Genomic DNA, 25,734 nt, shown 5'->3' with positions numbered 1-25,734 from the left:
TCAAGCCTTATCATTAAGTTAATTATTTTTTGTCCAACAAAGTCGGTTCACTTCAGCTTTTCCTGTTTTTTATATAGAATTATTTTTTCTAATTTTGTAAGAGCTTTCAATGATGTGCAATAGTGTGTTAAAATAGCAATAAAGGTGGGATTGAAATGGATGATTTTTTAAGAGAAATACAAACATCTGTATTTAGAGAATGGATCAATAATCAAAAAAGAGATTATTATCATCTTCATCAAAGTGAAACAGATCCAGATGCAATTATTATAGAAAATGAATATTGTTATAGCTATGTAACCTTTAATCCACAATGTATTATTGAATTATGTGTAATGAATAAAAGAACAGATGAAATGGCTTTTTATCTCCATTTTCAATTCAAAACGCTTAAACATGCCATTTCTTTGTTTGAAGAAATGGATCAATGTATTAAAAAAATGATAGATCAACCGATCTGTCGACTTTTACTATGTTGTAGTGGTGGAATGACAACAGCCTTTTTTGCAGATAAAATAAAAAATGGTATTAAAGTATTAAATTTAAATATGGAAGTAGCCGCTACTTCTTATCAAAAAATATATAATGTTGCTCAAAATTATGATGTGATTTTACTTGCACCACAGGTATCTTATGTTAAATTACAAGTTGAAAAAGTCTTTAAAAACAAACTTGTTTTAAAGATACCAACACAAATTTTTGCTTCTTATAATGTGGGTGCATTGATTACTTTTATAGAAGAGTCTTTAAAACATAAAGAAAATAAATATAATGGTTATATTGAACCATTAGCTTCAATGATGGAAATAAAGACAAATAAAAATGTTTTAGCGGTATCTATTAACGCTAATGGTGAAAATAGTCATATTTCTTATCGTTTATATAATTCACATCAAGATATTGTCTTAGATAGTAATATTATTAAAAGTAATATTAAACTTCAAGATGTATTGGATGCTTTGGATACAGTTGTTTTACAAAATGAAATGATTGATGTGATTTCTATAGCTTTACCGGGTGTTATGGTTGAAGGAAATGTTTATTCAGGGATTATAGAAGGTGGTAATCATCAATTAAAAGAACGCTTAGAAAAAAGATATGAAAAAGAAATTTATTTAATTAATGATGTTAATGCCGCGGTTGTTGGTTATTATGCTTCACAAAATGGATATAAATCACTTGCTTTTTTATTTCAACCAATTGGACGTATGGCTGGAAGTGGGATTGTTGTAAATGGACAACTGGTAAGAGGAATGGATCATTTAGCAGGTGAAGTAGCATTATTACCTTTAAATCTTTCGGATGCTTATTTAACGCTAGCTAATACTCCAGAAGGTACTTTGGAGTTGGTGACTAAAAATATCATGAGTATTATTGCGATTGTGGCACCTGAAGCGATTGTTGTTTATAGTGATTTGATTTTAGATAGTCAAGATGTTAGTGATGAAATCAAAAAAGCATTAAATCAATATCCTTTAAAAGTGTATCCACAAATCATTAAAGTAGAAAATATCTTAGAATATATATTATTAGGAGCAATGATTTTAAGTGCAAAGGAGTAAGAAAATGAATATTATTTGGCATGGACATTCATGTTTTGAAATAACAGGAAAAGATGGAACAATTGTTTTTGATCCTTATCAAGCAAATTCAGTTCCAGGATTAAATTCTTTAAAATTGAAGGCAAATCTTGTGTTGTGTTCTCATGAACATGATGATCATAATGCAAGAAATTGTGTAGAAGTAGCACCAAAAGATTTTAAAGTGACATGTATTGAAACCTATCATGACCATCATCAAGGAAGTCATCGAGGTAAAAATACGATTCATATCGTTGATTTTGAAGATCTGAAAGTTGTTCATATGGGAGATATAGGTTGTATGATGGATGATATTTCAAAACTTAAAAACTGTGATGTCTTGATGATTCCGATCGGTGGCTATTATACAATTGATACCAAAGAAGCTTTAAAATATATTGAGCGTATTCAACCACGTATTGTCATACCAATGCATTATTGTAGTCATGAATTTGGTTATGATGTATTATCAACTAATGAAGGATTTATTCAAAAATCATCAAATATTGTTTATGTTGATGATTATTTAGAAGTTCATAAAGAAACAAAAGGACAAACGATTGTATTTAAAAAACCAAGGAATTAATTTTCCTTGGTTTTTGTTTTGACACCCCATGTCTAAAGACAGGGGATTCTTGTTGCCTGCCAGTATTGATGGCTGACCAGTTCATTTCTAATAGGATGGGTATTTACGATTTCATGACTTAGCTTATGATCTATATCTTTCATGATACGTTGTTCTTTGTTGTTGATTTTAACAACTGCCTTAGGCTTCTTAGCTTTTTGAAATCTTTTTCTAAGATTATTGTAGTGCCTTTTTATATATTTATTTTTTTATCGTTTCCATAAAACTTGATACTTCCTTCTGATTCTATTTTATAAAGAATTTTATATAATGTCTAATACTTATAATTTATGTTTTTAATGCTTTTTAGGCATTAAAATAAATATGATTATATTTCTTTAATTTTTTAGATAAACGTATTAAAATAGTTAGCAGTAGGGGGATAAAGAGATGAGATTAGAAAAAGTACTTAAAGAAATGCAAAAAAGACAATTAACACATTTAATTATTAATGATCCATCATCAATTGATTATTTAATCAATTATAAAAATAATCCAGGTGAAAGAATGTATTTACTTCTTTTATCAAGTGATGGACATCATAAATTATTTATGAACAATTTATTTTATTTAGATCATGAACTTGATATTGAACAAGTATGGTATAGTGATACAGATAATTATCTTCAACTACTTGCAGATGAATTTGATGGAGCATGTTCTATTGGAATCGATAAAAACTTTCCAGCAAGATTCTTAATTCCTTTAATGAATTTAGTAGATGAATGTCATTTTGAATTAGGATCTGAATGTGTTGATCGTGTGAGGATGATCAAAGATGAAAAAGAACAACAACTCATGATAGAAGCTTCAAAAATCAATGATTTAGTTGTCGATGAAGTCATTAATATTTGTGCTAAAGGTAATTTAACAGAAGAAGAAGTTTCTAAACAACTTGAAGAAATTTATCAAAAACATGGTTGTGTAGGAAATTCCTTTGAACCAATTGTTGCCTATGGTAAAAATGGTGCTGACAACCATCATAGTGGAGATGACAGCCGTTTAAAAGTGGGAGATAGTATTGTTATTGATATTGGGGGTTTATATAAAGGGTATTGTAGTGATATGACAAGAACTGTTTTCTATAAAGAAGTATCACCAAAACAAAAAACAGTTTATGAACTTGTTTTAAAAGCGCAAAAAGCAGCAGAAGCAATGATTAAACCAGGTGTTAGACTTTGTGATATTGATAAATGTGCTAGAGATATCATTGCTGAAGGTGGTTATACGGTTGAATTTAACCACCGTTTAGGACATTTCATTGGACGTGACGTTCATGAATGGTGTGATGTTTCACAAAACTTTGATTTAGAAGTTCAAGAAGGAATGACTTTCTCTATTGAACCAGGTGTTTATTTACAAGGTGAATTTGGAGTTCGAATCGAAGATCTTGTACTCGTTACAAAAGATGGATGTAAGGTTTTAAATAGTTATCCAAAAGATTTAAGAGTTATTGGTAATGACTAATTAAAAGCATAGGTTAGAAAATCTAATCTATGTTTTTTTAATACTCTAAAAATAAAGCAAGTGTTTTAGAGTGGTTTTGATGATACAAAGCACTACTTGCTCCTAAAAGACCAAGATTTAATTTATTAGATCATTTAAAACAACTTCATGTAGAATTTACTTTAGAAAATAAAGTTATCAAAATTAATTAAGATGGTATTGTTTATGAAAAACATAATCAATTAGAAATACTTTCTCATTTTGATACGATTGTTTTAGCTTTTGGTTCTAAAGCAAATCAAGATCTTTATCAAGAAATAAAAGGGGAACATGTTCATTTAATTGGCGATGCAAGTAAAGCGGGCGATGCTAAGAAGGCTATCTTTGAATCTACTCAACTTGCTTTAAAACTTTAGAAAGGGAAAACCCTTTCTTTTCTTTTTCAAATTATGAAAATAGCATCATCTTAAAAAAAATATGTTAGAATGTATTTTACGATTAGGGAGGAAGAAATATGTCACTAAAAGCAAAATATAATTTTTTACATTTATTTTATTGGTTTACTGGATGTTGTATTAATGGTTTCATTGCCGTTTTCTTACAATCAAAAGGTTTATCAAATACGGAAATTGGAATCGTAACAGGTGGTTCTTGTGTTGCTACAATTTTCCTATCACCATTTATGTCATCTTTAATTTCTAAAATTAAAGGCATGACAATCAAAAAATTAATGACATTTTTAATGTTAACAACAGTTTTGTTATATATTGCGATGGCTTTTTTACCAATACCAGCCTTTTTAGTTATGATTTTCTATGTCATCATGTATGCCTTAAATATGTCAACAGTACCTATGCTTACGATGATAGCAATGAATTATATCAATGAAGGAACATATGTTAACTTTGGACTTGCGCGTGGAATTGGTTCAGCTTCGTGGGCGACAAGTGCTTTGGTTTTTGGACAAGTCGTTTCATTTTTAGGAGCTAATATTTTATCAATTGCCTACTGTGTCTTTGCCTTAGTGACATTATTTATTTTATATCATTTACCTGAATCAAAGATTACAAAGACAAAAACAGAAGAAGTTCAAGAAGAAGGCTCTGTTGTTACTGTTATTAAAAAATATAAAATCTTCTTTTTCTTACTATTAGGTTTTTGCTTTATGTTTTCTGGAGCAACAGCGATCGGTACTTATTTAATTAATATTGTTAAAAGCTTAGGTGGAAATACGTCACTTTATGGGGTAGCTATGTTTGCTATGGCCTTTAGTGAATTACCAGTCATGATGACTGTACCAAAACTTATGAAGAAATTTAATAGTGTGACCCTTATTTTAGTGGCTTCTATTTTCTATATTTGTCGTAACTATACCATTGGTTTAGCACCAAATCTTATCGTTTTAATTATTGGAATGATGTTCCAAGGACTTTCTTATGGATTATTTACAGGGGTTATTACTTACTATGTGACTTATAATCTAGATACCCAAGATCAAATGTCAGGACAAACAATGATTGGTATTATGACATCAGGAATAGGGTCAACTTTAGGAAATGTTTTAGGTGGTATTTTACAAGATACTATAGGTTTAAATGCGTTATTCACTTTTGTTTATTTAATGACAGCTCTTGGTGCCGTTATTATCTTTATTTGTAAATTTGTAAGTGTAAAAGTCAAAAAATAACTTGCTTTTACTTAAAGACTTTGATACTATCAAGATGTTGAATGAGGGAGTAGTACACGTCTTAGGACGCGGTTTGTCAACATCATGGCGTAAGCCTGGCAAATCTTAAAGAACGAGACTCATGCATAAGTTTTTTTATGCATGGGCCTCTTTTATTTTAGGAAGAAAGGAATTTGGTATGAGTTTGTTTATTGAAATCTTTTTGATTGGGGTAGGTCTTTCAATGGATGCTTTTGCAGTATCTATTTGTAAAGGTTTATCAATGAAAAAGATAAAAAAGAGAGATGTTTTTATTATTGCACTATTTTTTGGAGGCTTTCAGGCTTTAATGCCTTTTATTGGATGGTTTTTAGGAAAAGGTTTTGAAAGTTATATTACGAGTATTGATCATTGGATTGCTTTTATTTTATTAGGTATTATTGGTGGTAAGATGCTTATTGATGGAATTAAAGCAGAAGATGATGAAGAAACAGGAGAATTTAAATTAGATTTAAAGGAATTATTTTTACTTGCGATTGCAACATCGATTGATGCTTTAGCTGTAGGGATTACGTTTGCTTTTTTAAATTATCCAATTGTGGAATGTATGAGTATTATTGGTTGTACAACTTTTATTATTTCTTTTATTGGTGTTTATATTGGTAAGATTTTTGGGTCAAAATATGAACATAAAGCAGAAATTGCTGGTGGGATTATTTTAATTGTAATTGGTTTAAAGATTTTATTAGAACATCTAGGAATATTTTAAAGGAGAGAAAGTTATGACAAATGTATTTGTATCATTATTAGTTCTTATTGTTGGTTTTATTTTATTAATGAAAGGAGCGGATTTCTTTGTAGAAGGAAGCTCTTCTATTGCCACAAGATTTCATATTCCTTCATTAATCATCGGTTTAACAATTGTGGCTATGGGAACAAGTTTACCTGAATGTGCTGTCAGTATTACAGCATCAATGGATGGAAATAATGCTTTAGCGGTGGCAAATGCCGTAGGTTCTAATATTTTTAATTTAATGGTTGTTTGTGGTATATCTGCTTTATTTGTACCGATTGCAGTGCAAGTAAATACGCTTAAAAGAGAATTTCCATTTTCTGTTTTATGTGCTATTTTATTAATGATCTTAGGTTATTTTGGGATGATCTTAGGACATATTGATGGAATTGTTCTTTTGATTTTATTTGTAGGATATATTGTTTACATGATTGTTTCGGCTAAAAAAGCCATGAATACATATCAAGAGGAAGAAGAAATTAAAGTTATTTCAATGGGATTAAGCTTGGTTTATATTGTTGGTGGAGCAATCGCTATTAAATTTGGTGGAGATTTTGTAGTAGATAGTGCTTCCAATATTGCTTTATCTTTAGGAATGTCACAAAACTTAGTCGGTCTTACCATTGTTGCTCTTGGAACTTCTTTACCAGAACTTGTTACTTCAATAGTAGCTGCTAAAAAAGGTGAAGTAGATATGGCTCTTGGAAATGTTATTGGTTCAAATGTTTTTAATATTTTATTTGTTTTAGGTATTGCAGCAACAATTAGTCCAATTACTTTTATCTTTGAAAATATTATTGATATTCTTATTTTAACAATTTTTTCTTTAATAGTTTTATATTTTGGATTTACGAAACATAAAATTGATCGTAAAGAAGGAATTATTATGCTTCTTCTTTATGTCGCTTACTTAGCCTATATCATTATACGTTAGAGAGCATTGCTCTCTTTTTTTTGTTGCTAAAAGAAAGAAAAACAATTAAAATAGAGTCATTGAAAAAGGGGTAGAAGCATGAAAAAAATAGTATTTTTAGATATAGATGGAACATTAGTTACACCAAATTATCCTTTATCAGCTCTTGTAAAAAAAGGAATTAAAAAAGCAAGAGAGAATGGACATTTGATTTTTTTATGTACCGGTAGAAATCGCGTAGGTATAGAAAATATAATGTCTGATGATTTTGATGGCTGTATTTGTTCAGCGGGTGGTTATCTTGAAATTAAAGGGGAAATGATTGAAACAACTTATTTAGATAAAGAAGAAGTTGAACAAGCAAGAAAAGTTTTTGAGCAAAATCATATACTTTATAATTTAGAATCAACTTATATGACTTTTGCTAGTGATGAATTACGTCATTATTTTGCTCATGCCTTGTTAGGTGATGAGGGTACTAATTCAGAGTTTAAAAGATTAAAAGAACAACAAAGGAAAGAATATCATATGATTGATATAAGCAAATATCAAGATCAAGGAATTCATAAACTTTGTTTTATTGCTTTTAATAGAGAAGATATTGAAAAAACAAAAATACTCTTACCAAATTACCATTTTATTGTTCATGAAATGTTTAGCCAACATTCTATCAATGGTGAAATCATCAAAAAAGGAATGGATAAGGGTCTTGCTATTAAAAAGATCGTTGAAACACTTCATATGAAAATGGAAGATACGATTGCTTTTGGTGACAGTATGAATGATTATGAAATGTTACAAGTTTGCAATTATGGTGTAGCAATGAAAAATGCATGCCAAGAGTTAAAAGCAAGTGCTGATAACATTTGTGAAAGTGTTGAAAATGATGGTGTGTATTATGAAATGGAAAGGTTAGGATTGTTTGAATGTTTGGATTAGGAACAATTGTTAATACTATAGCTGTTGTTGTAGGTGGTATTATTGGTTTGTTGTTAAAAAATGGTTTAAAAAATAGGTATCAAGAAACGATTATGCAAGGAATTGGTTTAGCAGTTTTGTTTGTCGGTATTTCAGGGGCGATGACAGGGATGTTAAAGATTTCTAAATCAATAATAGAGTCAACGGGTTCTTTAATTCTTGTTTTATCTTTATGTTTTGGAGCTTTAATAGGAGAATTTATTAATATTGAAAAAAGAATTGAACAGTTTGGTTTTTATTTAAAAAGTAAAGTAAAAAGCAATGATTCTAAATTTATTGAAGGTTTCGTTTCAACTTCACTTGTTATATGTGTAGGAGCCATGGCTATTGTTGGTTCTTTTCAAGATGGTTTACTACATGATCCAAGTATCTTGATTTCAAAAGCGGTCATGGACTTTGTTATTGTTATGGTCTTTGCTTCAACATTAGGTGTGGGAACTATTTTTTCCGCAATTCCTATCTTTGTTTATCAAGGATTACTGACGGTTTGTGCTTCTTTTCTAGCACCTTATTTTACGACGACGATGATTTCTAATATTTCTTTTGTGGGTTCGGTTTTAATATTTGCGGTAGGGACAAATTTATGTTTTCATACAAAAATTAAAGTAGGCAATCTTTTACCAGCAGTATTTATGCCCTTGTTATTAGCACTTTTTATGTAAGTGCTTTTTTGTTTGCTTGTCAATTGTCTAAAAATAATGTACGATAATAACGTTTGAAGAAGGGGGAAATTTATGTTAGACAAGTTTTTTAAGTTAAGTGAAAAAGGCACTACAGTAAAAACTGAAATTTTAGCAGGTGTGACAACATTCTTAGCAATGGCTTATATTTTAGCAGTCAATCCAGCAATGCTTGGTGAAACGGGAATGTCTGTTCAAGGGGTATTCCTTGCAACTGCTATTGCTTCTGCTGTAGCTACTATTATTATGGGACTTGTTGCAAACTATCCAGTGGCTTTATCTGCTGGTATGGGTGTGAATGCTTTATTTACTTATACAATTTGTTTTGGTATGGGCTTATCTTATAAAGGAGCCTTAGCCTGTGTTTTTGTCTCAGGTATTATTTTCTTAGTTATTTCTATTACAGGAATTAGAACAATGATTATTAATGCTATTCCTGCACAACTTAAATTAGCAATTGGGGCAGGTATTGGTTTCTTTATTGCCTTTATTGGTCTAAAAAATGCAGGTATTATTGTCGCAAATGAATCAACATTTGTCGGTCTTGGTAACTTACAAGAACCAACAGTTATTTTAGCAGTAGTTGGTATTTTAATTACTTTATTACTTTTAACTAAAAATGTTTCTGGAGCTGTTTTCTATGGTTTAGTTGTTACAGCTGTTGTGGGAATTTTTGCTGGAGTTTGTGGTGTTGAAGGAATGCCAGAAATTCCTACTGGAGTTATTTCATTTGACTTTGATTTTTCATTAGTAGGAGCATTTGCTTCAGGACTTGGAGAATTAACTTCACATCCACAATGTTATGTAGCCATCTTTTCATTATTATTTGTTGATTTCTTTGATACTGCAGGGACTTTAGTTGCTGTATGTAACAGAGCAAACTTAGTTGATGAAACTGGAAATCTAGAAAACGTAGATCGTGCTTTATTAGCTGATTCAATCGGTACAGTTATTGGTTCTATTGCTGGAACTTCAACTGTTACATCATTCGTTGAATCAACTTCAGGTGTTGAAGTAGGGGGAAGAACTGGTTTAACTGCGGTTACTACTGGGGTATGCTTCTTATTATCTGTTTTCTTTTCACCATTACTTTCATGTGTTACAAGTGCAGTGACAGCGCCTGCATTAATTATTGTTGGTATTTTAATGGCACAACAATTAAAAGGTATTGAATGGGATAATCTTGTTTATGCAGCAAGTGGATTCATGACAGTTATTTTTATGATCTTGGCTTATTCTATTTCAAATGGTATTGCTATTGGATTTATTACATATACCGTTTCTATGATTGGTGTTGGTAAAATTAAAGAAATTAAGCCAATCGTATGGATCTTAGATATCTGTTTTGTAATCTTCTTAGTGTTCTTACCTAAATAGTGAAGAAGTGAGTTTTACGCTTAGGCGTAAGACTTTTTTTTTATTTAAATGAAAAGGATGTTTGATACATCCTTTTCAATATGATAGGGTTAGAGTGTAAGCTTACATGCCTCCGGGACTGCGGAAAGTCATATGTGCTTGTGCTCTTGAAATTTCATAGTTGTCACTATGAACATCTCTGGATAAATCATGAAGTTCTTTTGTTTTTAAGTAAGTTTCTTTGTTTTCTTTACCTTTATTTTTTCTATCTTGGATGAATAAATAAAGATAAATTCCAATAATGATGATAATAATAAAAACTACTAAATAAATAAGCTTCATATAGATCACCTCTTATCTTTATTATATTATAACATTATTATGTGTAAATATTATGTACTTACAATTGAAAACACAAGATTTACACAAGTAAGTATTATAATTTATAAAAAAGGAGGGATTATGTATGTTTGATGTTCATCTTACGACAATTAAAGTGATTGATATTGAAAACAATAAAGTGGTGATTGATAGTACTTTTGGAGAAAAAGAATATGTTTTAGATAAGATTAAAAATGGAGTTAAATTTGAACTTCCTAAATACAAAAGTGCCTTACAATATCAAGAAAAAAACGATATATGTTATGTATTCACAAACAACCAAGGTAAAAAGCTATTTACTGCTTTAGATTCAAAATTAACCCAAGAATTATTAAAAATAATATCGTAATTTTAAGTAATAAAAAAGGAGCCAAACTTGGCTCCATTATTATTATGCTTTACATTCAGCGCTTCCTAATTCATTACCTTCATTGAAGTTACGTGCATTTTCCATTGTAACAACAGCGATTGCTTGTAAAGCTTCACGAGTAAAGAATGCTTGGTGACTTGTTAAAACAAGTTGAGGGAACATTTGTAAACGAGCTGTGATATCGTTTGTGATAGCAACATCACTTTTATCTGTATAAACGTTATTATCTTCACCTTCATATACGTCTAAAGCAACAGCATGGAATTTACCTTGTTTTAATGCTCTGATTAATGCTTCAGGATCAATGATAGGTCCTCTACTTGTATTAACTAACATAACTGTATCTTTCATTAAAGCGATTGTTTCATCATTAATTAAATGATAAGTTCCATTATCTCCCATAATTAATGGACAGTGTAAAGAAATTAAATCAGCTCTCTTTAATAATTCTTCTTTACTTACATAAGTTAATAAACCTTCATCAACTAATGCTTGGTTAGGATAAGCATCCCATCCTAAAACTGTCATACCATAACCTTTACAAATTCTAGCCATACATTGACCGATTTTTCCAGTACCCATGATACCAGCAACTTTATTATGTAGGTCTAAACCTAATAAACCACTTAAAGCAAAGTTGTTATCTTTAACTTTTGTATAAGCTTTGTGTAAACGACGGTTTGCTTCTTGTAGAATTGCCATTGCATGTTCAGCAACTGCATATGGTGAATAAGCAGGAACACGTAAAACTGTAATTCCACATTCTTTTGCAGCTTGTAAATCAACATTGTTGAATCCAGCACAACGTAATAAGATTAATTTAACACCACATTCATGTAATTTTTCAACAACTGGTCTTGAAGCGTTATCGTTAACGAAGATACATACAGCATCATAACCTTGAGCTAAACCAGCAGTTTCAGGTCCTAATTGAGAATCAAAATATTTGATATCTGAATTGTAAGTTCCTTGACCTTTATCTTTTACTAATTCACTAAAGAAAGTTCTATCATAATCTTTAGTTCCAAAGAATGCGATTTTTAAAACATCTACAGGTTTCTTTTCTTCAAAAGCACCATGTAATAATTCTTCAATTGCTTTTGCTGCAACTTCTTCGTCATCACCATCGATATCAAGTCTTAAAGTATCACCTTTTTTAGCACCTAATGCTAAGATTTGAAGAACGTTATCTCCATCAGCAACTTTTTCGTCTAAGTAAATTCTTACTTGGCTTTTGAAATTCACGCAACATTGAGCAAGCAATGCAGCAGGTCTTGCATGAATACCTAATGTGTTATTAACTACATAACTAATTTCTTTCATTTTAAATCTCCTCCATTTTGCAAGACCATTTTAGCACAAAAAATATGAGAATAAAGAAGAAATTGAGAAAAATTACAAAAGTAATGGAAATTTTATAAAATATCACTATAATAAGCTTGTCAAGAGGGGGAAAAATAATGCTAATTATTAATTTTATCTTAGGTTTATTACCTATTATCTGGTTAGTAATCGCTTTATGTGGTTTAAAATGGCCAGGATATAAGGCTGCTTTAGGTGCCTTAATTATTGCTGCTGTTGAAGCATTAACATATTTTGGATTCTCTATGTCAGATACATTAACTTCTATTTTAGAAGGTTTTGCATTTGCAATGTGGCCAATCGTTATTGTAATTATTGCAGCAGTCTTTACGTATAACTTATCTTTACGTACAGGATCAATCGATATGATTAAAAAATTACTTACAAGTGTATCCGCTGATAAACGTGTTTTAGTTTTATTAATTGGATGGTCATTTGGTGGTTTCATGGAAGCTATGGCTGGATTTGGTACAGCTGTTGCAATTCCAGCAAGTATGTTATGGGTTTTAGATTTTAATCCAATTCTAGCATGTCTTGTTTGTTTAGTTGCCAATGCAACACCAACACCATATGGGTCAATTGCTATTCCTACAGTAACACTTGCCACAAACTTAGGTTTAGAAAATAACTTAATCGCTTTTGCAACTTCTTGTGCTTTAAGTGTATTAATTATTTTAACACCATTTGTAATGGTTTATATTTTAGGAAAAAGTACAAAAGGAAAATCTTCTGCCTTTAAAGGCATTGTACCAGTTGTTTTAGTTTCAGGATTATCTTTCTTAATTCCAGAAATGGTTGTTTCATATTTTGTCGGTGCTGAACTTGCGGGGGTTGCAGCTTCAGTTATCTCATTAGTATGTACAATTTTAGCTAGTATGAAATTTACAAATCCAGACGCTATTCCTGATGAATATCGTTTAGAAGTAAAAAAAGGAAGTCCTTTAAAAGTAGGAAAAACTTTACAAGCATTATCACCGTTTGTTTTAATCTTTGTTGTTTTATTACTTACAAGTAATTTAGTACCACCAATTCATGATGCGTTATCATCATTTGCGACAAGTGTAAAAATTTCTACATACAAAAACGCAAGTATGACAACATTTACATGGATCAATACACCAGGTGTCTTAATTATTTTATGTGCAATTGTTGGTGGATTTATCCAAAAAGCAAAAGTATCAGAAATGGTTGCTGTCTTTATTGCAACATTAAAACAAATGATGTTTACAATTTTAACAATGTTATTTATTTTAGCAACAGCTCGTGTTATGCAATATTCAGGAATGATTGCTGCCGTTGCCGCTTTATTTTCAGTATTTGGACCTGTTTATCCATTCTTTGCCCCAATGTTAGGAGCATTAGGTACATTCGTTACAGGATCAGGTACAAGTTCAAGTGCTTTATTTGGATCAGTTCAAATGTCAACTGCTGCAAGTATTGGTGCTAATAAATATTGGCTTGTTGCCGCAAACAGCTTAGGTGTTGCTACTGGTAAAATGATGGCACCACAAAGTATTGCTATTGGATTAGTCGCTGTTGATGAAGCGGGTAGAGATGGAGAATTACTTAAAAAAGTATTACCATACGCTGCTTTATTCATTATTATTAGTGCACTCGTATGTTTCTTTGGACAATACGTATGGGCAATCTTTGGAATTGCTTAAATTAAAAATAAAAGATTTAGGAAGTGTCTGTAAAAAGATACTTCTTTTTCTTTAGGTAGATTTTAAATTATTATATGAAAAGAGAAATCACAGTAAATGATTTCTTTTTTAATTCATTGTAAAAAGTAAATATGTATTAATTTCATAGAAAATTCTCGATAAAAAGGAGATTTTATGAGATAATAGGTGCCAAGAAGGTGGAAAATATGAAAAAGGGAATTATGAGTAGTTTTATTATTTTAGGGGTTTTATTATCAGGATGTGGGAGTCAAAAAGAAGAACTTTATTCTTCATCAAATCCTGTTGATATTACAGTATGGACCTATTATAACGGAGATCAATTAAGTTCGTTTAATACGTTAGTTAAGAAATTTAATCGTACACAAGGGAAAGAAAATGGGATATATGTTGAAAGTGTTTCTTGTGGAACGGTAAATGATTTGGAAAAAAATCTTAAAGATTCTATTGAAAAGAAAGTAGGAGCAAGTGAGATTCCAGATATGTTTTCAGCCTATAATGACATTGCTTATACAATTGATCAAATGCATGGTATTGTTGATTTAAATAAATATTTTAGTGATGATGAACTTGATGAATATATTGAGGGATATGTTCAAGATGGGGATATTTTAAATAATGGAAAATTGAAAGTTTTTCCTGTTGCAAAATCAACAGAAATTTTAACAATCAATAAAACAGATTTTGATGTTTTTGCAAAAGCAACCAATGTAAGTTCTAAAGATTTATCAACAATTGAAGGACTTGTAGAAGTTTCACAAAAATATTATGAATGGACGGATAGTTTAACACCAAAACCAAATGATGGAAAAGCATTCTTTGGTCGTGATGCGATGGCAAACTATATTTTGGCGGGTTCTATGCAATTAGGACATGAAATCTTTAAAGTTAAAGATGGAAAAATGAAACTTGATTATAATGAAAAAGTGGCACGTAAATTATGGGATAATTATTATATTCCTTATATTAAAGGTTATTTTACTGCTTCTGGTGTCTTTAGAACAGATGACATTAAAACAGGAAATATTATTGGTTATGTTGGATCAAGTTCTTCAGCAACTTATTTTCCTAAAACTGTAACAAATAGTAATGATGAAACATATTCAATTAAAATGGAAACCTTACCATGTCCTCAATTTAAAGATAGTAAAAATTATGCGATTCAACAAGGTGCAGGAATGGCTGTAATGAAAACAACAAAAACAAGACAACAAGCTGCTGTAGAATTTTTAAAATGGTTAACAGATGCTAAACAAAACGTGCAATTTTCTAAAGAAACAGGATATCTTCCTGTTAAAAAAGAAGCCAATAAAGTAGAACCACTTGTTGATAATAATGACAATAAGGATACTCAAAAAGTTGTAGAAGTTTCAATTGACACAGTTAAAGAAAATACAATGTATTCTCCAAAAGCCTTTAAACAAGGAACAAAAGCAAGATATTACTTACAATCAATGATGTCAGATAAAGCAACTGAAGACCGTCAAGTTGTTGAAACTAATTTAAAAAATGGGCAAGATCTTGATCAAGCAACAGCCTCATTTACTAGTGATGAATACTTTGAACACTGGTATCAAGAAACAAAAATGCAATTACAAACATATGAAGATTAATAGGAGATTATCGTTATGAATAAGATAGGAAATTCTAAAACGGTATATCGGACGATTTTAAGGCCACTTTTAATAGTGCTTCTTGTTGAAATTGTCTTAATGACAGGGAGTTATTGGCTTTTGGGGATTAATGGCCAGCTTAATAAAAATGCTAGAGATATTTTGATACAACAAACAGAAAATAGAAAAAGTTATCTACAAAATGAAATGATTCAAAAGTGGTCTAATTTATCAACGATTTCACAAACAATCAATGAACGTACCCAACAACTTATTGATCAAGATGTCATTTCTTTACAAACATTGGATTCTTCAAGTAAAGCAAGTGCACCGCTCTTAAATGAAATTTCTAAGGAACTGATTTCAACGCTTTATAGTAAAGAAACAACAGGAATTTTTGTTATCTTAAATACACATGATTTAAGAGAAAATAAAGATAATAAACCAGGAATTTATATTCGAAATGATGACCCTAGTACGGTTTCTGTAAAAGAGTATGGAGATTTACTTTTAGAAAAAGCACCTGTGGAAGTTGTTCGTTCTCTTAATATTTCAACGGATACGCATTGGGAATCGACCTTTGATCTTTCAACAGAAGAAAACACTTTACTCTATAAACCTTTTGAAAAAGCATTTCATGATAAAATAAAGCTGGAAGCAAAGGAATATGGTTATTGGAATGAAAAAAGCTATCATTTAAAAAATAATGAGAATTCTGCAATCTCTTATTCGATGCCACTTATTTTACCAGATGGAACCGTTTATGGAGTGGTGGGTGTTGAACTTCTTACTTCTTATTTAGAAAATTTAATGCCGATCGATGAACTTAAAAATGATAATCAAGGAAGCTATGTCCTTTCTGTAGAAACGAATGCTCAACACAATTCTTTAGTTGTTTCCTCGGCATCATTAAAGCGTAAGCAATTAAAAAAATTCTATTTAACAGAAGATTATGATAAAAATAATTTTGTATTTTTAAATGGGAAAGAATACTATGCAGCAATTCAAAATTTAGATATTTATAATAGTAATGGTCCTTTTTCCAAACAACAATGGCAATTGATGTCACTTGTTGAACGAAATCAACTTTATTCATTCGCTAATCATTTTTTTTACCTACAAATTTCAATGATTATATTAGGAGGAATTGTTTCATTAATTGGAATCTTTTATGTGTCTAGAAAAATATCTGGATCAATCAGTCGTCTTTCTAAAGAAGTGGATAATTCAAGACTCGTAAAAGAAATACCAGAATTACACGCGACAGGTATTCAAGAAATTGATCAGTTTTCATCCGCAATTATTGATTTAAGTCAGGAAGTTTTGGAAACGTCGACAAAATTCTTAAACATTATGAATATGGCAAGTATTGATATTGGTGGTTATGAAATTAAAAAGGGAAGTAAAAATGTTTATGTCACAGACAATTTCTTCTTGTTGCTTGGTATTGATAAGGTCACTCTTCCTTTAACTTATGAACAATTTGAAGAATTATTTAAAGAAGTAGAAAGGGATTATCAAGTTGAAATTGAAAATGAAAACGAACGTATTTACTGTATAAAAAAATATGTAGGCTTACGTTATGTACGTTTGAAAATGAGAAAAGAAGCAGATCGTGAAATTGGTATTGCCGAAGATATTACGACAAGTTATTTAGAAAGACAACGTATTGAACATGAACGTGATTATGATGTTTTAACAGGATTGTATAATCGTTTTTCTTTCCAAAGACACATGGATTATCTATTTGAACACTCTGAACAACTAAAAAATGCTGCTTTGGTGATGATTGATTTAGATAACTTGAAAAAAATCAATGATGCCTTTGGACATGATTGGGGCGATAACTATATTCGCCAATGTGGAAAATGTTTCCAAGAAAATGTTCCTGAAAAAACAATTTGTGCGCGTGTTTCAGGAGATGAGTTCTATTTATTCTTATATGGTTTTGACAACCAAGAAGAAATACGACAAAGACTTATTTCAATGACATCAATTATGCAACATAGAACAGTTTTATTGCCTAATGGTAATAAAATGAATTTAAGTGCCTCTATTGGGATCTCTTGGTATCCTCAAGATAGTATTTATTTTGACTTTTTGAAAAAATATGCAGATTTTGCAATGTACCAAGTTAAGAAATCTACAAAGGGAAACCTTGCAGAATTTGATAAGGCCCTTTATGAAGATGAAAAACATGATCGACAAATGCATTTAGAGTTCTATCAATTAATTGAAAAGGAACAATTAACATATCATTTCCAACCGATTCTTTCCGCAAAAAATGGAGAAATTATTGCTTATGAAGCTTTAATGCGTAGTCAACTTGCTACTTTGAAAAATCCTGAAATGATTTTAAGAATTGCACGTGAGGAAAATAAACTTGAAGATGTAGAAAGAATTTGTATTTTTAAATCAACAGAAACTTTTGATCAATTAAGAAAGAATAAATTAGTTAAAGAAGATGCTTTATTATTTATTAATTCTATTGCATCGGTGTCTTTAAATGATGAAGACCGTGAACGCTTCCATCGCTATTTTAGTCATATTCAATCACAAATCGTCGTAGAAGTAACAGAAGAAGAAAATATGTCAGAAGAAGCTTTGATTCGTAAAAGAGAAACCAAAGGTTTTTCAGGAATGTTTGCATTGGATGATTATGGTAGTGGTTATAATACAGAAATTAATTTATTAAATTTAAGTCCAAAATACATAAAAATTGATCTTACTATTGTAAGAAATATTGATAAAGATTTTGATAAGCAACAACTTGTTTCAAATATTGTTGAGTATGCACATCAAAGAGAGGGTTATATTATTGCAGAGGGTATTGAAACGAAAGAAGAACTTCTTAAAGTCTTAGAGTTAGGGGTGGATTATTTACAAGGCTATTACTTATCTTGTCCTCAATTAAACCCTCAAGAAGTTTCTAATGAATCTATTAAAACAATTGAAAATTATTGGAAGAAAAGATGATGAAAAATCATCTTTTCTTTGTTATAATTGTTAGCGTTTGATAACATGAGGATAGAAATGAGCAGACATACAAGAAAATATCAATGTAAAAAAAGTACATTGTTAGAGTATCATGAAATTATTGAATGTATCATGGTGGCATTAGATGCTAAAATTCCTTATACGGCAGAACATTCAAAAAGAGTAAGTGATATGGCAGAAATTCTTTGTGGATTACTGGATTTAAATAGAAGTAAAACACGGATGATTCATATTGCTGCCCATTTGCATGATATTGGTAAAATAGGAATTGATGATGCGATTTTAAATAAAGAAGGAAAATTAGATGAACAAGAATGGAAAATGATGAAGACACACCCTCAAATAGATGCGAATATTCTTGATAAATCACATTTGTTAGTACCTTTTAGTAAAATTGTTTTACATCATCATGAACGATATGGCCTCAACGGGAAAGAAATTCCTTTAGGATTACGTATTATTGCTTTATGTGATTCAATTGATAAGATGACATAAAAAATTATCGAGATATATAGACAATTGGTTTTTGTTATCATGAAATAGAAAAAATCTAGGGAAAAGTAGTTTTCTCTTTTTTTTCGTTTTTATCAAGAAAATGACAAAAAAACATACAATGTCATGAGGTGGTTTTACATGTTAAAAAAAGGATTATGTTTATTAATAGGGATCATGATGCTTTTTTGTCAAATCAATGTTGTTCATGCAACAAATCTTGCAAGTGGGGCAGAAAGTGCAATTTTGATTGATGCAAATAGTCAACAAGTTTTATATCATAAAAATGAAACGAAAAGATTATATCCTGCATCTACGACAAAAATTATGACAATGATTTTATTATTTGAAGCTATTAAAGAAAAAAGGATTAATTGGAATGATACACTTAGTTGTTCAGCATATGCTGCAAGTATGGGAGGAAGTCAAGTTTATTTAGAAGAAAATGAAAAAATGAGTGTTAATGAACTTTTTAAATGTGTGGCGATTGCTTCTGCAAATGATGCATCTGTTTTAATTGGAGAAGGAATTGCTGGCAGTCATCAAGAGTTCGTTAAAATGATGAATGAAAAGGCTAAACAATTGAAACTGGTGAATACACATTTTAAAAATTGCACAGGACTTCATGACGTTGAACATTACACATGTGCTAAAGATTTAGCAACCATGGGAGCGTATTTAATTAAAATAGGTGGGAAAAAACTGTTTTCAGTAACATCGTTATATGATAGTTACATTCGTGAAAAAAATCATCAAAAATTTTGGCTTGTTAATACAAATAAACTTTTGAAACAATATCAAGGGGTCGATGGCTTAAAAACAGGTTATACCAAAGAAGCAGGGTATTGTATTGTAACAACGTGTAAAAAAGATAATTTACGTTTAATAGGTGTTTTAATGAATGAAGATAAGCCCCAAACACGGAATGAAGATATGAAAGGTTTATTGAATTATGGTTATTCTAAGTATCAACAAATAAAACTCTATTCTAAAGGAGAAGTGTTAGATACGTTAAAGATCAAAGATTTGGTTGATCAAGAAGTTAAAGTTATTACACCTAAAGATATTTATTATTTAAATGATAGAGCAAGTAAGGGAGAAGTGAAAACGAAAATCAAATATAATCAAATAGAACTTCCTGTTTTTAAAAATCAGGAAATAGGAGAATTAGTAGTGAAAAAACAAAATAAGACAATTGCAAGTTATTCTTTATATTTAGAAAAAGATGTCAAAAAAATGAATTTTTTAGATAAATTATTGAGAGTCTATAAATCGTTGATTTAGACTCTTTTTTTGTCATTATTTCTAGTTTTGTCGAATCTATTTTTTTTCTTTTTAAGATGAGCTAAGATGCATTTAAGGAGATGAAAAAATGGAAAATAAAATGGAACATGAAATTGAAAATGGACAACTGATTATTTCATTTTACGGAGAAATAGATGGTTATAATGTTGCGTATTATCGAAATAAATTAAATGTACTTCTAGCGATTAATGATGATGATGTCATTTTTGATTTTAAGCATACGACTTTTATCGATAGTGCAGGGGTAGGGTTGGTTTTAGGCAGGTATCAACAATTATCTAAAGAAGGAAGAAAATTATCACTTAGAAGATTGTCTAATACAGCTTATAAGGTTTTTGAGTTAAGTGGGTTATTTGAAATTATGGAATATTTAAAGGAGGCGCAAATATGACAAATGAAATGTCATTATCTTTTAGTGCAACTTTGGAAAATGAACCTTTTGTAAGAACATGTATTGCCTCTTTTGTGGTTTGTTTAAATCCTACGGTAGATGAAATTGTAGAAATTAAAACGATTGTAGGAGAGGCTGTTTCTAATGCCATCATTCATGGTTATAACGGTGATAAAGGCTGTCTTGTAAAGGTTAAAGCTTATATCGAAGATGATTTGCTTACAATCTATGTCATTGATAAAGGACAAGGTATTCAAGATATTGAAAAAGCAAGACAACCGATGTTTACTTCTAAAAAAGAATTAGAACATGCTGGAATGGGACTTAGTATTATTGAAGCATTATGTGATGAAATGACAATCGAATCTTCTTTAGAATTAGGAACTCAACTCATAATGAAAAAAAGAATTGTTCATGAATAAAGAAGCTGTTTTAAACAATATTCAATTAGCACAACAAGGGGATGAAACAGCTAAGGAATTAATTGTTAAAAATAATTTAGGTTTAGTTTGGTCGATTGTTCATCGCTTTAAGAATAATTATTATGATAAAGAAGATCTTTTTCAAATTGGTTGTATTGGATTAATGAAAGCTATCAATAATTTTGATGTTCATTATGGTGTTCAATTTTCAACGTATGCGGTGCCTATTATTATGGGAGAAATCAAACGCTATTTTAGGGATGATGGGACAATCAAGGTTTCTCGTTCACTTAAGGAATTAAATATCAAAATTAACAAAGCAAAAGAAAAATTAATTACACTTTATGGTTATGAACCGACGGTTCAAGAAATAGCAAAGGAACTGGAAGTAGATGTCATGGATGTTGTAGAAGCTATAGATGCTTCTTATTATCCAACTTCACTTTCTGAACCGATATATGAAAAAGATGGATCTACAATTTCAATGGAAGAAAGAATAGAAGATAAACATCATACAATGTGGTTTGAAAAAATTGCATTGAAATTAGAAATAGAAAAACTTGATGAAAAAGAAAGACTTATTTTATATATGAGATATCAGTTGGATTTCAATCAAGAAAAAGTGGCGCAAAGATTAAATATTTCTCAAGTACAAGTATCTAGATTAGAAAAGAAAATCATTACAAAATTAAGAAAACATTTGAATGAATCTCATTAAGTGATATAATTCATTCAGGTGATTTTATGAATGAAAGAAAAGAAAGTACGACTTCAATTATATTGGAATATGTAAGAGTCATTGTTTTAACAGTTATTGCAACTTTTATATTTTTACAGTTTGTGCAAATATCAAGAGTTAATGGTTCAAGTATGGAAAATACTTATTTTCAAAATAATATTGTTTTGATTGATAAAGTTTTTTATAAACATAGTCAACCTAAAAGAAATGATATTATTATTGTAGATTATGATGATGGTTTAGATGATACGCTTATTATTAAACGAGTTATTGCTGTTGGTGGGGATCATCTAGATATTAAAAATAATGAAGTGTATATTAATGGTAAAAAGATAAAAGAAAGTTACATTAAAGAGAATATGAATACAGAAGATCTTTCTATTGATATTCCTAAAGGAAAAGTGTTTGTCATGGGGGATAATCGTAATCATTCTTTAGATTCTAGAAAATTAGGCTATTTTGATTTTGATAATGATGTCATTGGTAAAGTCTTTTTTAAGATTCCTTTATAGGAGTCTTTTTTTTTGTATAGATATGTAATAAAAAAATATCTATATGATAAACAAGTCTTAATTGTATAATTTTAAGCAAAAAAATCGAAAAATAAATCATATTTTTACTGTTTTTATTTTGCTTGTGAAAAAAATTATGGTAAGATAATGTCAATCAATAAGGCGATTTATGGGGAATCTTATTGGTGGAAAGGATGATAAAATGTCATATAAATTTAAAATTACTAGAGGAAATGCAATTCTTAACTTTTCAGAAGAATACTGTCAATCACGTTGTGAGTTGATTGAAAGCGAATCTTTTGCGCGTGTACTTAAAGGGTATATACACGATATCAAAAGAAAGAAAACAACAGCTTATGAATACTTGAGAGAAGTTCAAAAAGAAAGTATTGATATTGTTGATGATTTAAGAACGGTTTTTAGATTATTACTCGTTATGGATCCTAAGGAATTAGCTTCAATTTATCCTAAATTTGCTCCATATTTTAGAGATATGGATGAATTTACACAAGTAATTGAAGATGTCTATTTATTCTGGCGTCGTTTACAACGTTATAGTGTGGTTTATAATGAAGAATCAAGAGGGGGATATCAAAACGTTCAATTCGCTGATGCACAAGTTAACTTTGAAGCGCTTGTTTTATCAGTATATCGATCAATTAAAAATAAATGTATTGGACAAAGTGAAAATGTTTTACGTCAAATTACTGCAGGTGTCAATGCAGGGTTACGTGTTTCAAATATGCGTTCATTTTTACCATATGAATATCGTTGTTTAGACAATATTCCATTTATTGAATCAGTTATTATTCATCCACCTTTTATTACATATTCAAAACGTAATAAAAGAGATGGTGTTTTCCCTGAAACAAAGAAAAACCCACTTGAAGATTTAAAATTTGATCCAGATCAATGGTTCTGTTATCCTGCGAAAGTAGGAGATCTATTATGTTTTGTTTATTTCAATGTCGCTTATATGGCACAAGGTGTTACTTTATGTAACTTATTCCAATTAGCAACTGAAGAAGAATATCGTAATAGAAAACCAGATATGATTTATGTTTATGGATATGAAGATGGTAAAAAACATCAATATTTCTATCAAGATGATGAAAATGATATGATGGTTGCTTTACTTTCAGCAAACGATGAATTTGATTATTTCGGTTACATGAAGAAAATGATGCTTACATTACACAATGTAAGAAAAATCAATAAAAAACAACTTCCAATCCATGGGGCAATGGTTCAAATCACTTTACAAAGTGGAGAAACAAAAAATATCGTTGTTATGGGTGATAGTGGAGCTGGTAAGTCTGAAACAATCGAACAAATTAAAGTTTATGGAGCAGCTTATATCAGAGATTTAATCACTGTTTATGATGACATGGGGTTATTATCATTAGACGAAAAAGGAACTGTTAAAACATCAGGTACAGAAATTGGGGCTTTCGTAAGACTTGATGATTTAGATGCAGGTTATAGTTTTAAAGAATTAGATAGGTCTGTTTTCATGAATCCTGATAAAGTCAATGCTCGTATCGTAATTCCAATTACAGAATATAAAGATGTAGTTGCTAAGCATGATGTTGATATGTTCTTGTATGCAAACAATTATGAAGAAGATGGAGATTCATTAAGTTTCTTTGATAATGTTGATGATGCTCTTAAAGTCTTCAGAGCTGGTAATCGTATGGCTAAAGGAACAACAACTGAATATGGTTTAGTAGGAAGCTACTTTGCAAATCCATTTGGACCTGTACAAAGACAAGATCAATGTGAACCATTATTACAAGATTATTTCCAACGTATGTTTGATCAAGGGGTTAAGGTTGGACAATTACGTACTCGTTTAGGAATTAAAGGTAATGAACATAATGGTCCTAAAGAAGCAGCTACTGAAATCTTAAAATATATTACAGGTGAAAAAGAATTAAAAATGTTAGAAGATGATGAATAATCATCTTCTTTTTTTATATTTTATACTATGGAAAAGAAAAAACGTTGGTTAATTAATTTTTTATATTATGGAATTATTTTTAGTATAGGATGTTTGATAGTTTATATTTTATTTAAAAAATGTCTGATTGTCGTTTTAAGTTATTTATCCGCTGTTTTATTAAAACCTTTTATTGACTTGATATTAGAAAAATTGCATATAAAAAATAAAGTTTTTTCAATAATTATGACAATCATCATTTTTATTCTTTTGTATACTTGTTTCTTTCTCTTTGTTTTCTTTTCATGTCTTTTTTTTATTAAAACACTTTCTTTTCTACCAAGCTTTATAGAAACGGTTTATCAAGAACTTCTTAGCCATCAATATCTCATTTCTTTTTTTACGCAATTTTATCAACAAATTCAAACTCTCATTCAAAATATTCTTTCAACAAGTATTCATTATGTATTATCGCTTGCGATGAATATGGTTCATTTTATTGCTTGTCTGTTTATTCATTTCTTTCTAACAATACTTTTTTTATTTCATCAATCACTTATTCAAAGAAAAAAAGAAAATCTTTATACGACCCTTATATCTTCTTTTACAGAGATGTTTATTATCATTATAAAAACATATAGTATTTTATTTGTTATCACATTTATAGGGCTTTTTTTAGGCTTTCAAGTGATAGGAATCAAACAAGCATTGAATCTTTCTTTTTTTATTGCCTTCTTTGACTTTTTTCCAGTATTAGGAATTGAGATGATTATGTTTCCTTGGATCATTACTCTTGCTTTATTAAATCAAATATCTCTATCATTAAAACTATTAATTCTTTATGGGATCATTGCTCTGATAAGGAATATTTTAGAACCACATCTTTTATCTAAAAAAATCAAAATACCAGCTCTCTATATGTTTGTTGCTATGTATCTGTTTATGAAATTGATAGGTATTTGGGGATTTATGGTTGCACCTTTTGTTTTGTTAGTTTTAAATAATTTTAGACAAAAAAGTAATTTTCAAGAGATTTACAAAATAATTAAAAAAAGTCTTTGAAATTTATATATGTTTTGTTATAATAGTCGTGCAACAATGTCTAGGATATGCGAATACTCAACGTATAGCTTGGATATTGCCAAGAAATTAACATATGGAGGATAAAAGAAATGTTAACAAAACAAGAAAAACAAGCTATCATGAAAGAATATGCTACTAAAGAAGGAGATACTGGTTCTCCAGAAGTACAAATCGCTGTATTAACTGCAGATATCAACAAATTAAATGGTCACTTCAAACAACATCCAAAAGATAAACACTCAAATAGAGGTTTATTAAAGAAAATTGGTAGAAGAAGAGATTTATTAAAATACTTAAAAAATAAAGATATCGAAAGATATGCTTCTTTAGTACAAAGATTAGGATTAAGAAGATAGTTAAAAAAGCGCTTAGGCGCTTTTTTTGTTAAAAGAATAAAAGGATAAAAAAA

Annotated in this window: 24 protein-coding genes; 22 read left to right on the top strand and 2 right to left on the bottom strand. The window is 29.8% G+C overall.

All coding sequences use genetic code 11. The features are described 5' to 3' along the window. Window positions 1-155: 155 nt before the first annotated feature. From LJD32_RS07650 to LJD32_RS07610, 9 genes are all read left to right on the top strand, one after another. Window positions 156-1,562: an ROK family protein gene (locus LJD32_RS07650; protein ID WP_227392062.1), complete on the top strand. Its 1,407-nt coding sequence runs from the start codon at window positions 156-158 to the stop codon at window positions 1,560-1,562. Between the two features lie 4 nt (window positions 1,563-1,566). Then, the gene (locus LJD32_RS07645) at window positions 1,567-2,166 is read left to right on the top strand and encodes an MBL fold metallo-hydrolase (RefSeq protein WP_227392061.1); all 600 of its coding nucleotides are present in this window, start codon (window positions 1,567-1,569) and stop codon (window positions 2,164-2,166) included. Between the two features lie 429 nt (window positions 2,167-2,595). Next, window positions 2,596-3,672: a M24 family metallopeptidase gene (locus LJD32_RS07640; protein ID WP_227392060.1), complete on the top strand. Its 1,077-nt coding sequence runs from the start codon at window positions 2,596-2,598 to the stop codon at window positions 3,670-3,672. A 493-nt stretch (window positions 3,673-4,165) separates the two neighbouring features. Further along, on the top strand, window positions 4,166-5,338 hold the full coding sequence (locus LJD32_RS07635; protein ID WP_032090334.1) for an MFS transporter: 1,173 nt from the start codon (window positions 4,166-4,168) through the stop codon (window positions 5,336-5,338). Window positions 5,339-5,516: 178 nt separating this feature from the next. Continuing rightward, window positions 5,517-6,086: a manganese efflux pump MntP family protein gene (locus LJD32_RS07630; RefSeq protein WP_032090543.1), complete on the top strand. Its 570-nt coding sequence runs from the start codon at window positions 5,517-5,519 to the stop codon at window positions 6,084-6,086. Between the two features lie 13 nt (window positions 6,087-6,099). Next, window positions 6,100-7,044: a calcium/sodium antiporter gene (locus tag LJD32_RS07625; RefSeq protein ID WP_227392059.1), complete on the top strand. Its 945-nt coding sequence runs from the start codon at window positions 6,100-6,102 to the stop codon at window positions 7,042-7,044. 78 nt (window positions 7,045-7,122) lie between these two features. Further along, window positions 7,123-7,962, top strand: coding sequence for an HAD family hydrolase (locus LJD32_RS07620; protein ID WP_227392058.1), 840 nt, complete (start codon window positions 7,123-7,125; stop codon window positions 7,960-7,962). Then, on the top strand, window positions 7,950-8,663 hold the full coding sequence (locus LJD32_RS07615) for a DUF554 domain-containing protein (RefSeq protein ID WP_032090331.1): 714 nt from the start codon (window positions 7,950-7,952) through the stop codon (window positions 8,661-8,663). The genes LJD32_RS07620 and LJD32_RS07615 overlap by 13 nt, the downstream gene beginning before the upstream one ends. 72 nt (window positions 8,664-8,735) lie before the next feature. Then, window positions 8,736-10,058, top strand: coding sequence for an NCS2 family permease (locus LJD32_RS07610; RefSeq protein WP_175301066.1), 1,323 nt, complete (start codon window positions 8,736-8,738; stop codon window positions 10,056-10,058). 102 nt (window positions 10,059-10,160) lie between these two features. Here the strand turns inward: LJD32_RS07610 and LJD32_RS07605 are convergent, their stop codons facing one another. After that, window positions 10,161-10,379 (bottom strand): hypothetical protein, encoded by a 219-nt coding sequence (locus LJD32_RS07605; RefSeq protein ID WP_107030335.1) that lies wholly within the window; start codon window positions 10,377-10,379, stop codon window positions 10,161-10,163. Between the two features lie 124 nt (window positions 10,380-10,503). Here LJD32_RS07605 and LJD32_RS07600 point away from each other — a divergent pair, with 124 nt between their 5' ends. Then, the gene (locus tag LJD32_RS07600) at window positions 10,504-10,767 is read left to right on the top strand and encodes a hypothetical protein (protein WP_032090323.1); all 264 of its coding nucleotides are present in this window, start codon (window positions 10,504-10,506) and stop codon (window positions 10,765-10,767) included. A 42-nt stretch (window positions 10,768-10,809) separates the two neighbouring features. Here the strand turns inward: LJD32_RS07600 and LJD32_RS07595 are convergent, their stop codons facing one another. After that, window positions 10,810-12,111 carry a fused HPr family phosphocarrier protein/2-hydroxyacid dehydrogenase gene (locus tag LJD32_RS07595; RefSeq protein WP_032090322.1) on the bottom strand — a complete coding sequence of 434 codons (1,302 nt, stop codon included), beginning with the start codon at window positions 12,109-12,111 and terminating at the stop codon, window positions 10,810-10,812. 137 nt (window positions 12,112-12,248) lie between these two features. Between LJD32_RS07595 and LJD32_RS07590 the strand changes: the two genes are divergently transcribed. From LJD32_RS07590 to rpsO, 12 genes are all read left to right on the top strand, one after another. Continuing rightward, the gene (locus tag LJD32_RS07590; protein WP_227359282.1) at window positions 12,249-13,814 is read left to right on the top strand and encodes an L-lactate permease; all 1,566 of its coding nucleotides are present in this window, start codon (window positions 12,249-12,251) and stop codon (window positions 13,812-13,814) included. Between the two features lie 206 nt (window positions 13,815-14,020). Then, the gene (locus LJD32_RS07585) at window positions 14,021-15,445 is read left to right on the top strand and encodes an extracellular solute-binding protein (RefSeq protein WP_147579650.1); all 1,425 of its coding nucleotides are present in this window, start codon (window positions 14,021-14,023) and stop codon (window positions 15,443-15,445) included. Window positions 15,446-15,460: 15 nt separating this feature from the next. Then, the gene (locus LJD32_RS07580) at window positions 15,461-18,421 is read left to right on the top strand and encodes an EAL domain-containing protein (protein ID WP_227392057.1); all 2,961 of its coding nucleotides are present in this window, start codon (window positions 15,461-15,463) and stop codon (window positions 18,419-18,421) included. Between the two features lie 57 nt (window positions 18,422-18,478). Further along, window positions 18,479-18,937 carry an HD-GYP domain-containing protein gene (locus tag LJD32_RS07575; protein WP_227392056.1) on the top strand — a complete coding sequence of 153 codons (459 nt, stop codon included), beginning with the start codon at window positions 18,479-18,481 and terminating at the stop codon, window positions 18,935-18,937. 138 nt (window positions 18,938-19,075) lie between these two features. Continuing rightward, window positions 19,076-20,218, top strand: coding sequence for a D-alanyl-D-alanine carboxypeptidase family protein (locus LJD32_RS07570; RefSeq protein WP_022000918.1), 1,143 nt, complete (start codon window positions 19,076-19,078; stop codon window positions 20,216-20,218). An 88-nt stretch (window positions 20,219-20,306) separates the two neighbouring features. Next, window positions 20,307-20,630 (top strand): STAS domain-containing protein, encoded by a 324-nt coding sequence (locus LJD32_RS07565; protein WP_022000917.1) that lies wholly within the window; start codon window positions 20,307-20,309, stop codon window positions 20,628-20,630. After that, window positions 20,627-21,052, top strand: a complete 426-nt coding sequence (spoIIAB, locus tag LJD32_RS07560; protein WP_032090319.1) for an anti-sigma F factor — start codon at window positions 20,627-20,629, stop codon at window positions 21,050-21,052. Before LJD32_RS07565 ends, spoIIAB begins: the two co-directional genes overlap by 4 nt. After that, window positions 21,045-21,770, top strand: a complete 726-nt coding sequence (locus LJD32_RS07555) for a SigB/SigF/SigG family RNA polymerase sigma factor (protein ID WP_022000915.1) — start codon at window positions 21,045-21,047, stop codon at window positions 21,768-21,770. Before spoIIAB ends, LJD32_RS07555 begins: the two co-directional genes overlap by 8 nt. Before the next feature lie 26 nt (window positions 21,771-21,796). Next, window positions 21,797-22,303: a signal peptidase I gene (lepB, locus tag LJD32_RS07550; protein ID WP_117481333.1), complete on the top strand. Its 507-nt coding sequence runs from the start codon at window positions 21,797-21,799 to the stop codon at window positions 22,301-22,303. Window positions 22,304-22,505: 202 nt separating this feature from the next. Then, entirely contained in the window at window positions 22,506-24,263 is a 1,758-nt protein-coding gene (locus tag LJD32_RS07545) for a phosphoenolpyruvate carboxykinase (RefSeq protein ID WP_147579657.1), read from the top strand. A gap of 27 nt (window positions 24,264-24,290) precedes the next feature. Then, window positions 24,291-25,304: an AI-2E family transporter gene (locus LJD32_RS07540; RefSeq protein ID WP_227392054.1), complete on the top strand. Its 1,014-nt coding sequence runs from the start codon at window positions 24,291-24,293 to the stop codon at window positions 25,302-25,304. A gap of 110 nt (window positions 25,305-25,414) precedes the next feature. Then, a complete protein-coding gene (gene rpsO / locus LJD32_RS07535; protein WP_022000911.1) occupies window positions 25,415-25,681 on the top strand; it encodes a 30S ribosomal protein S15 in 267 nt (88 codons plus the stop codon). The last annotated feature ends 53 nt before the right edge of the window (window positions 25,682-25,734 follow it).

It is taken from the genome of Faecalibacillus sp. TM498, from assembly GCF_020589955.1.
GTDB lineage: Bacteria > Bacillota_I > Bacilli_A > Erysipelotrichales > Coprobacillaceae > Faecalibacillus > Faecalibacillus intestinalis.
The sequence above is the reverse complement of the archived record's forward strand: the minus strand, read 5'-3'. Positions and strand labels throughout refer to the sequence as shown.

Bases quoted from the DNA above. Each gene is read 5' to 3' on its own strand.
- LJD32_RS07540 (WP_227392054.1), top strand. From the start codon at position 24,291: ATGGAAAAGAAAAAACGTTGGTTAATTAATTTTTTATATTATGGAATT.
- LJD32_RS07595 (WP_032090322.1), bottom strand. From the start codon at position 12,111: ATGAAAGAAATTAGTTATGTAGTTAATAACACATTAGGTATTCATGCA.
- LJD32_RS07625 (WP_227392059.1), top strand. From the start codon at position 6,100: ATGACAAATGTATTTGTATCATTATTAGTTCTTATTGTTGGTTTTATT.
- LJD32_RS07610 (WP_175301066.1), top strand. From the start codon at position 8,736: ATGTTAGACAAGTTTTTTAAGTTAAGTGAAAAAGGCACTACAGTAAAA.
- spoIIAB (WP_032090319.1), top strand. From the start codon at position 20,627: ATGACAAATGAAATGTCATTATCTTTTAGTGCAACTTTGGAAAATGAA.
- LJD32_RS07585 (WP_147579650.1), top strand. From the start codon at position 14,021: ATGAAAAAGGGAATTATGAGTAGTTTTATTATTTTAGGGGTTTTATTA.
- LJD32_RS07580 (WP_227392057.1), top strand. From the start codon at position 15,461: ATGAATAAGATAGGAAATTCTAAAACGGTATATCGGACGATTTTAAGG.
- LJD32_RS07650 (WP_227392062.1), top strand. From the start codon at position 156: ATGGATGATTTTTTAAGAGAAATACAAACATCTGTATTTAGAGAATGG.
- LJD32_RS07635 (WP_032090334.1), top strand. From the start codon at position 4,166: ATGTCACTAAAAGCAAAATATAATTTTTTACATTTATTTTATTGGTTT.
- LJD32_RS07615 (WP_032090331.1), top strand. From the start codon at position 7,950: ATGTTTGGATTAGGAACAATTGTTAATACTATAGCTGTTGTTGTAGGT.
- rpsO (WP_022000911.1), top strand. From the start codon at position 25,415: ATGTTAACAAAACAAGAAAAACAAGCTATCATGAAAGAATATGCTACT.
- LJD32_RS07545 (WP_147579657.1), top strand. From the start codon at position 22,506: ATGTCATATAAATTTAAAATTACTAGAGGAAATGCAATTCTTAACTTT.
- LJD32_RS07605 (WP_107030335.1), bottom strand. From the start codon at position 10,379: ATGAAGCTTATTTATTTAGTAGTTTTTATTATTATCATCATTATTGGA.
- LJD32_RS07600 (WP_032090323.1), top strand. From the start codon at position 10,504: ATGTTTGATGTTCATCTTACGACAATTAAAGTGATTGATATTGAAAAC.
- LJD32_RS07645 (WP_227392061.1), top strand. From the start codon at position 1,567: ATGAATATTATTTGGCATGGACATTCATGTTTTGAAATAACAGGAAAA.
- LJD32_RS07575 (WP_227392056.1), top strand. From the start codon at position 18,479: ATGAGCAGACATACAAGAAAATATCAATGTAAAAAAAGTACATTGTTA.
- LJD32_RS07590 (WP_227359282.1), top strand. From the start codon at position 12,249: ATGCTAATTATTAATTTTATCTTAGGTTTATTACCTATTATCTGGTTA.
- LJD32_RS07555 (WP_022000915.1), top strand. From the start codon at position 21,045: ATGAATAAAGAAGCTGTTTTAAACAATATTCAATTAGCACAACAAGGG.
- LJD32_RS07630 (WP_032090543.1), top strand. From the start codon at position 5,517: ATGAGTTTGTTTATTGAAATCTTTTTGATTGGGGTAGGTCTTTCAATG.
- LJD32_RS07620 (WP_227392058.1), top strand. From the start codon at position 7,123: ATGAAAAAAATAGTATTTTTAGATATAGATGGAACATTAGTTACACCA.
- lepB (WP_117481333.1), top strand. From the start codon at position 21,797: ATGAATGAAAGAAAAGAAAGTACGACTTCAATTATATTGGAATATGTA.
- LJD32_RS07570 (WP_022000918.1), top strand. From the start codon at position 19,076: ATGTTAAAAAAAGGATTATGTTTATTAATAGGGATCATGATGCTTTTT.
- LJD32_RS07640 (WP_227392060.1), top strand. From the start codon at position 2,596: ATGAGATTAGAAAAAGTACTTAAAGAAATGCAAAAAAGACAATTAACA.
- LJD32_RS07565 (WP_022000917.1), top strand. From the start codon at position 20,307: ATGGAAAATAAAATGGAACATGAAATTGAAAATGGACAACTGATTATT.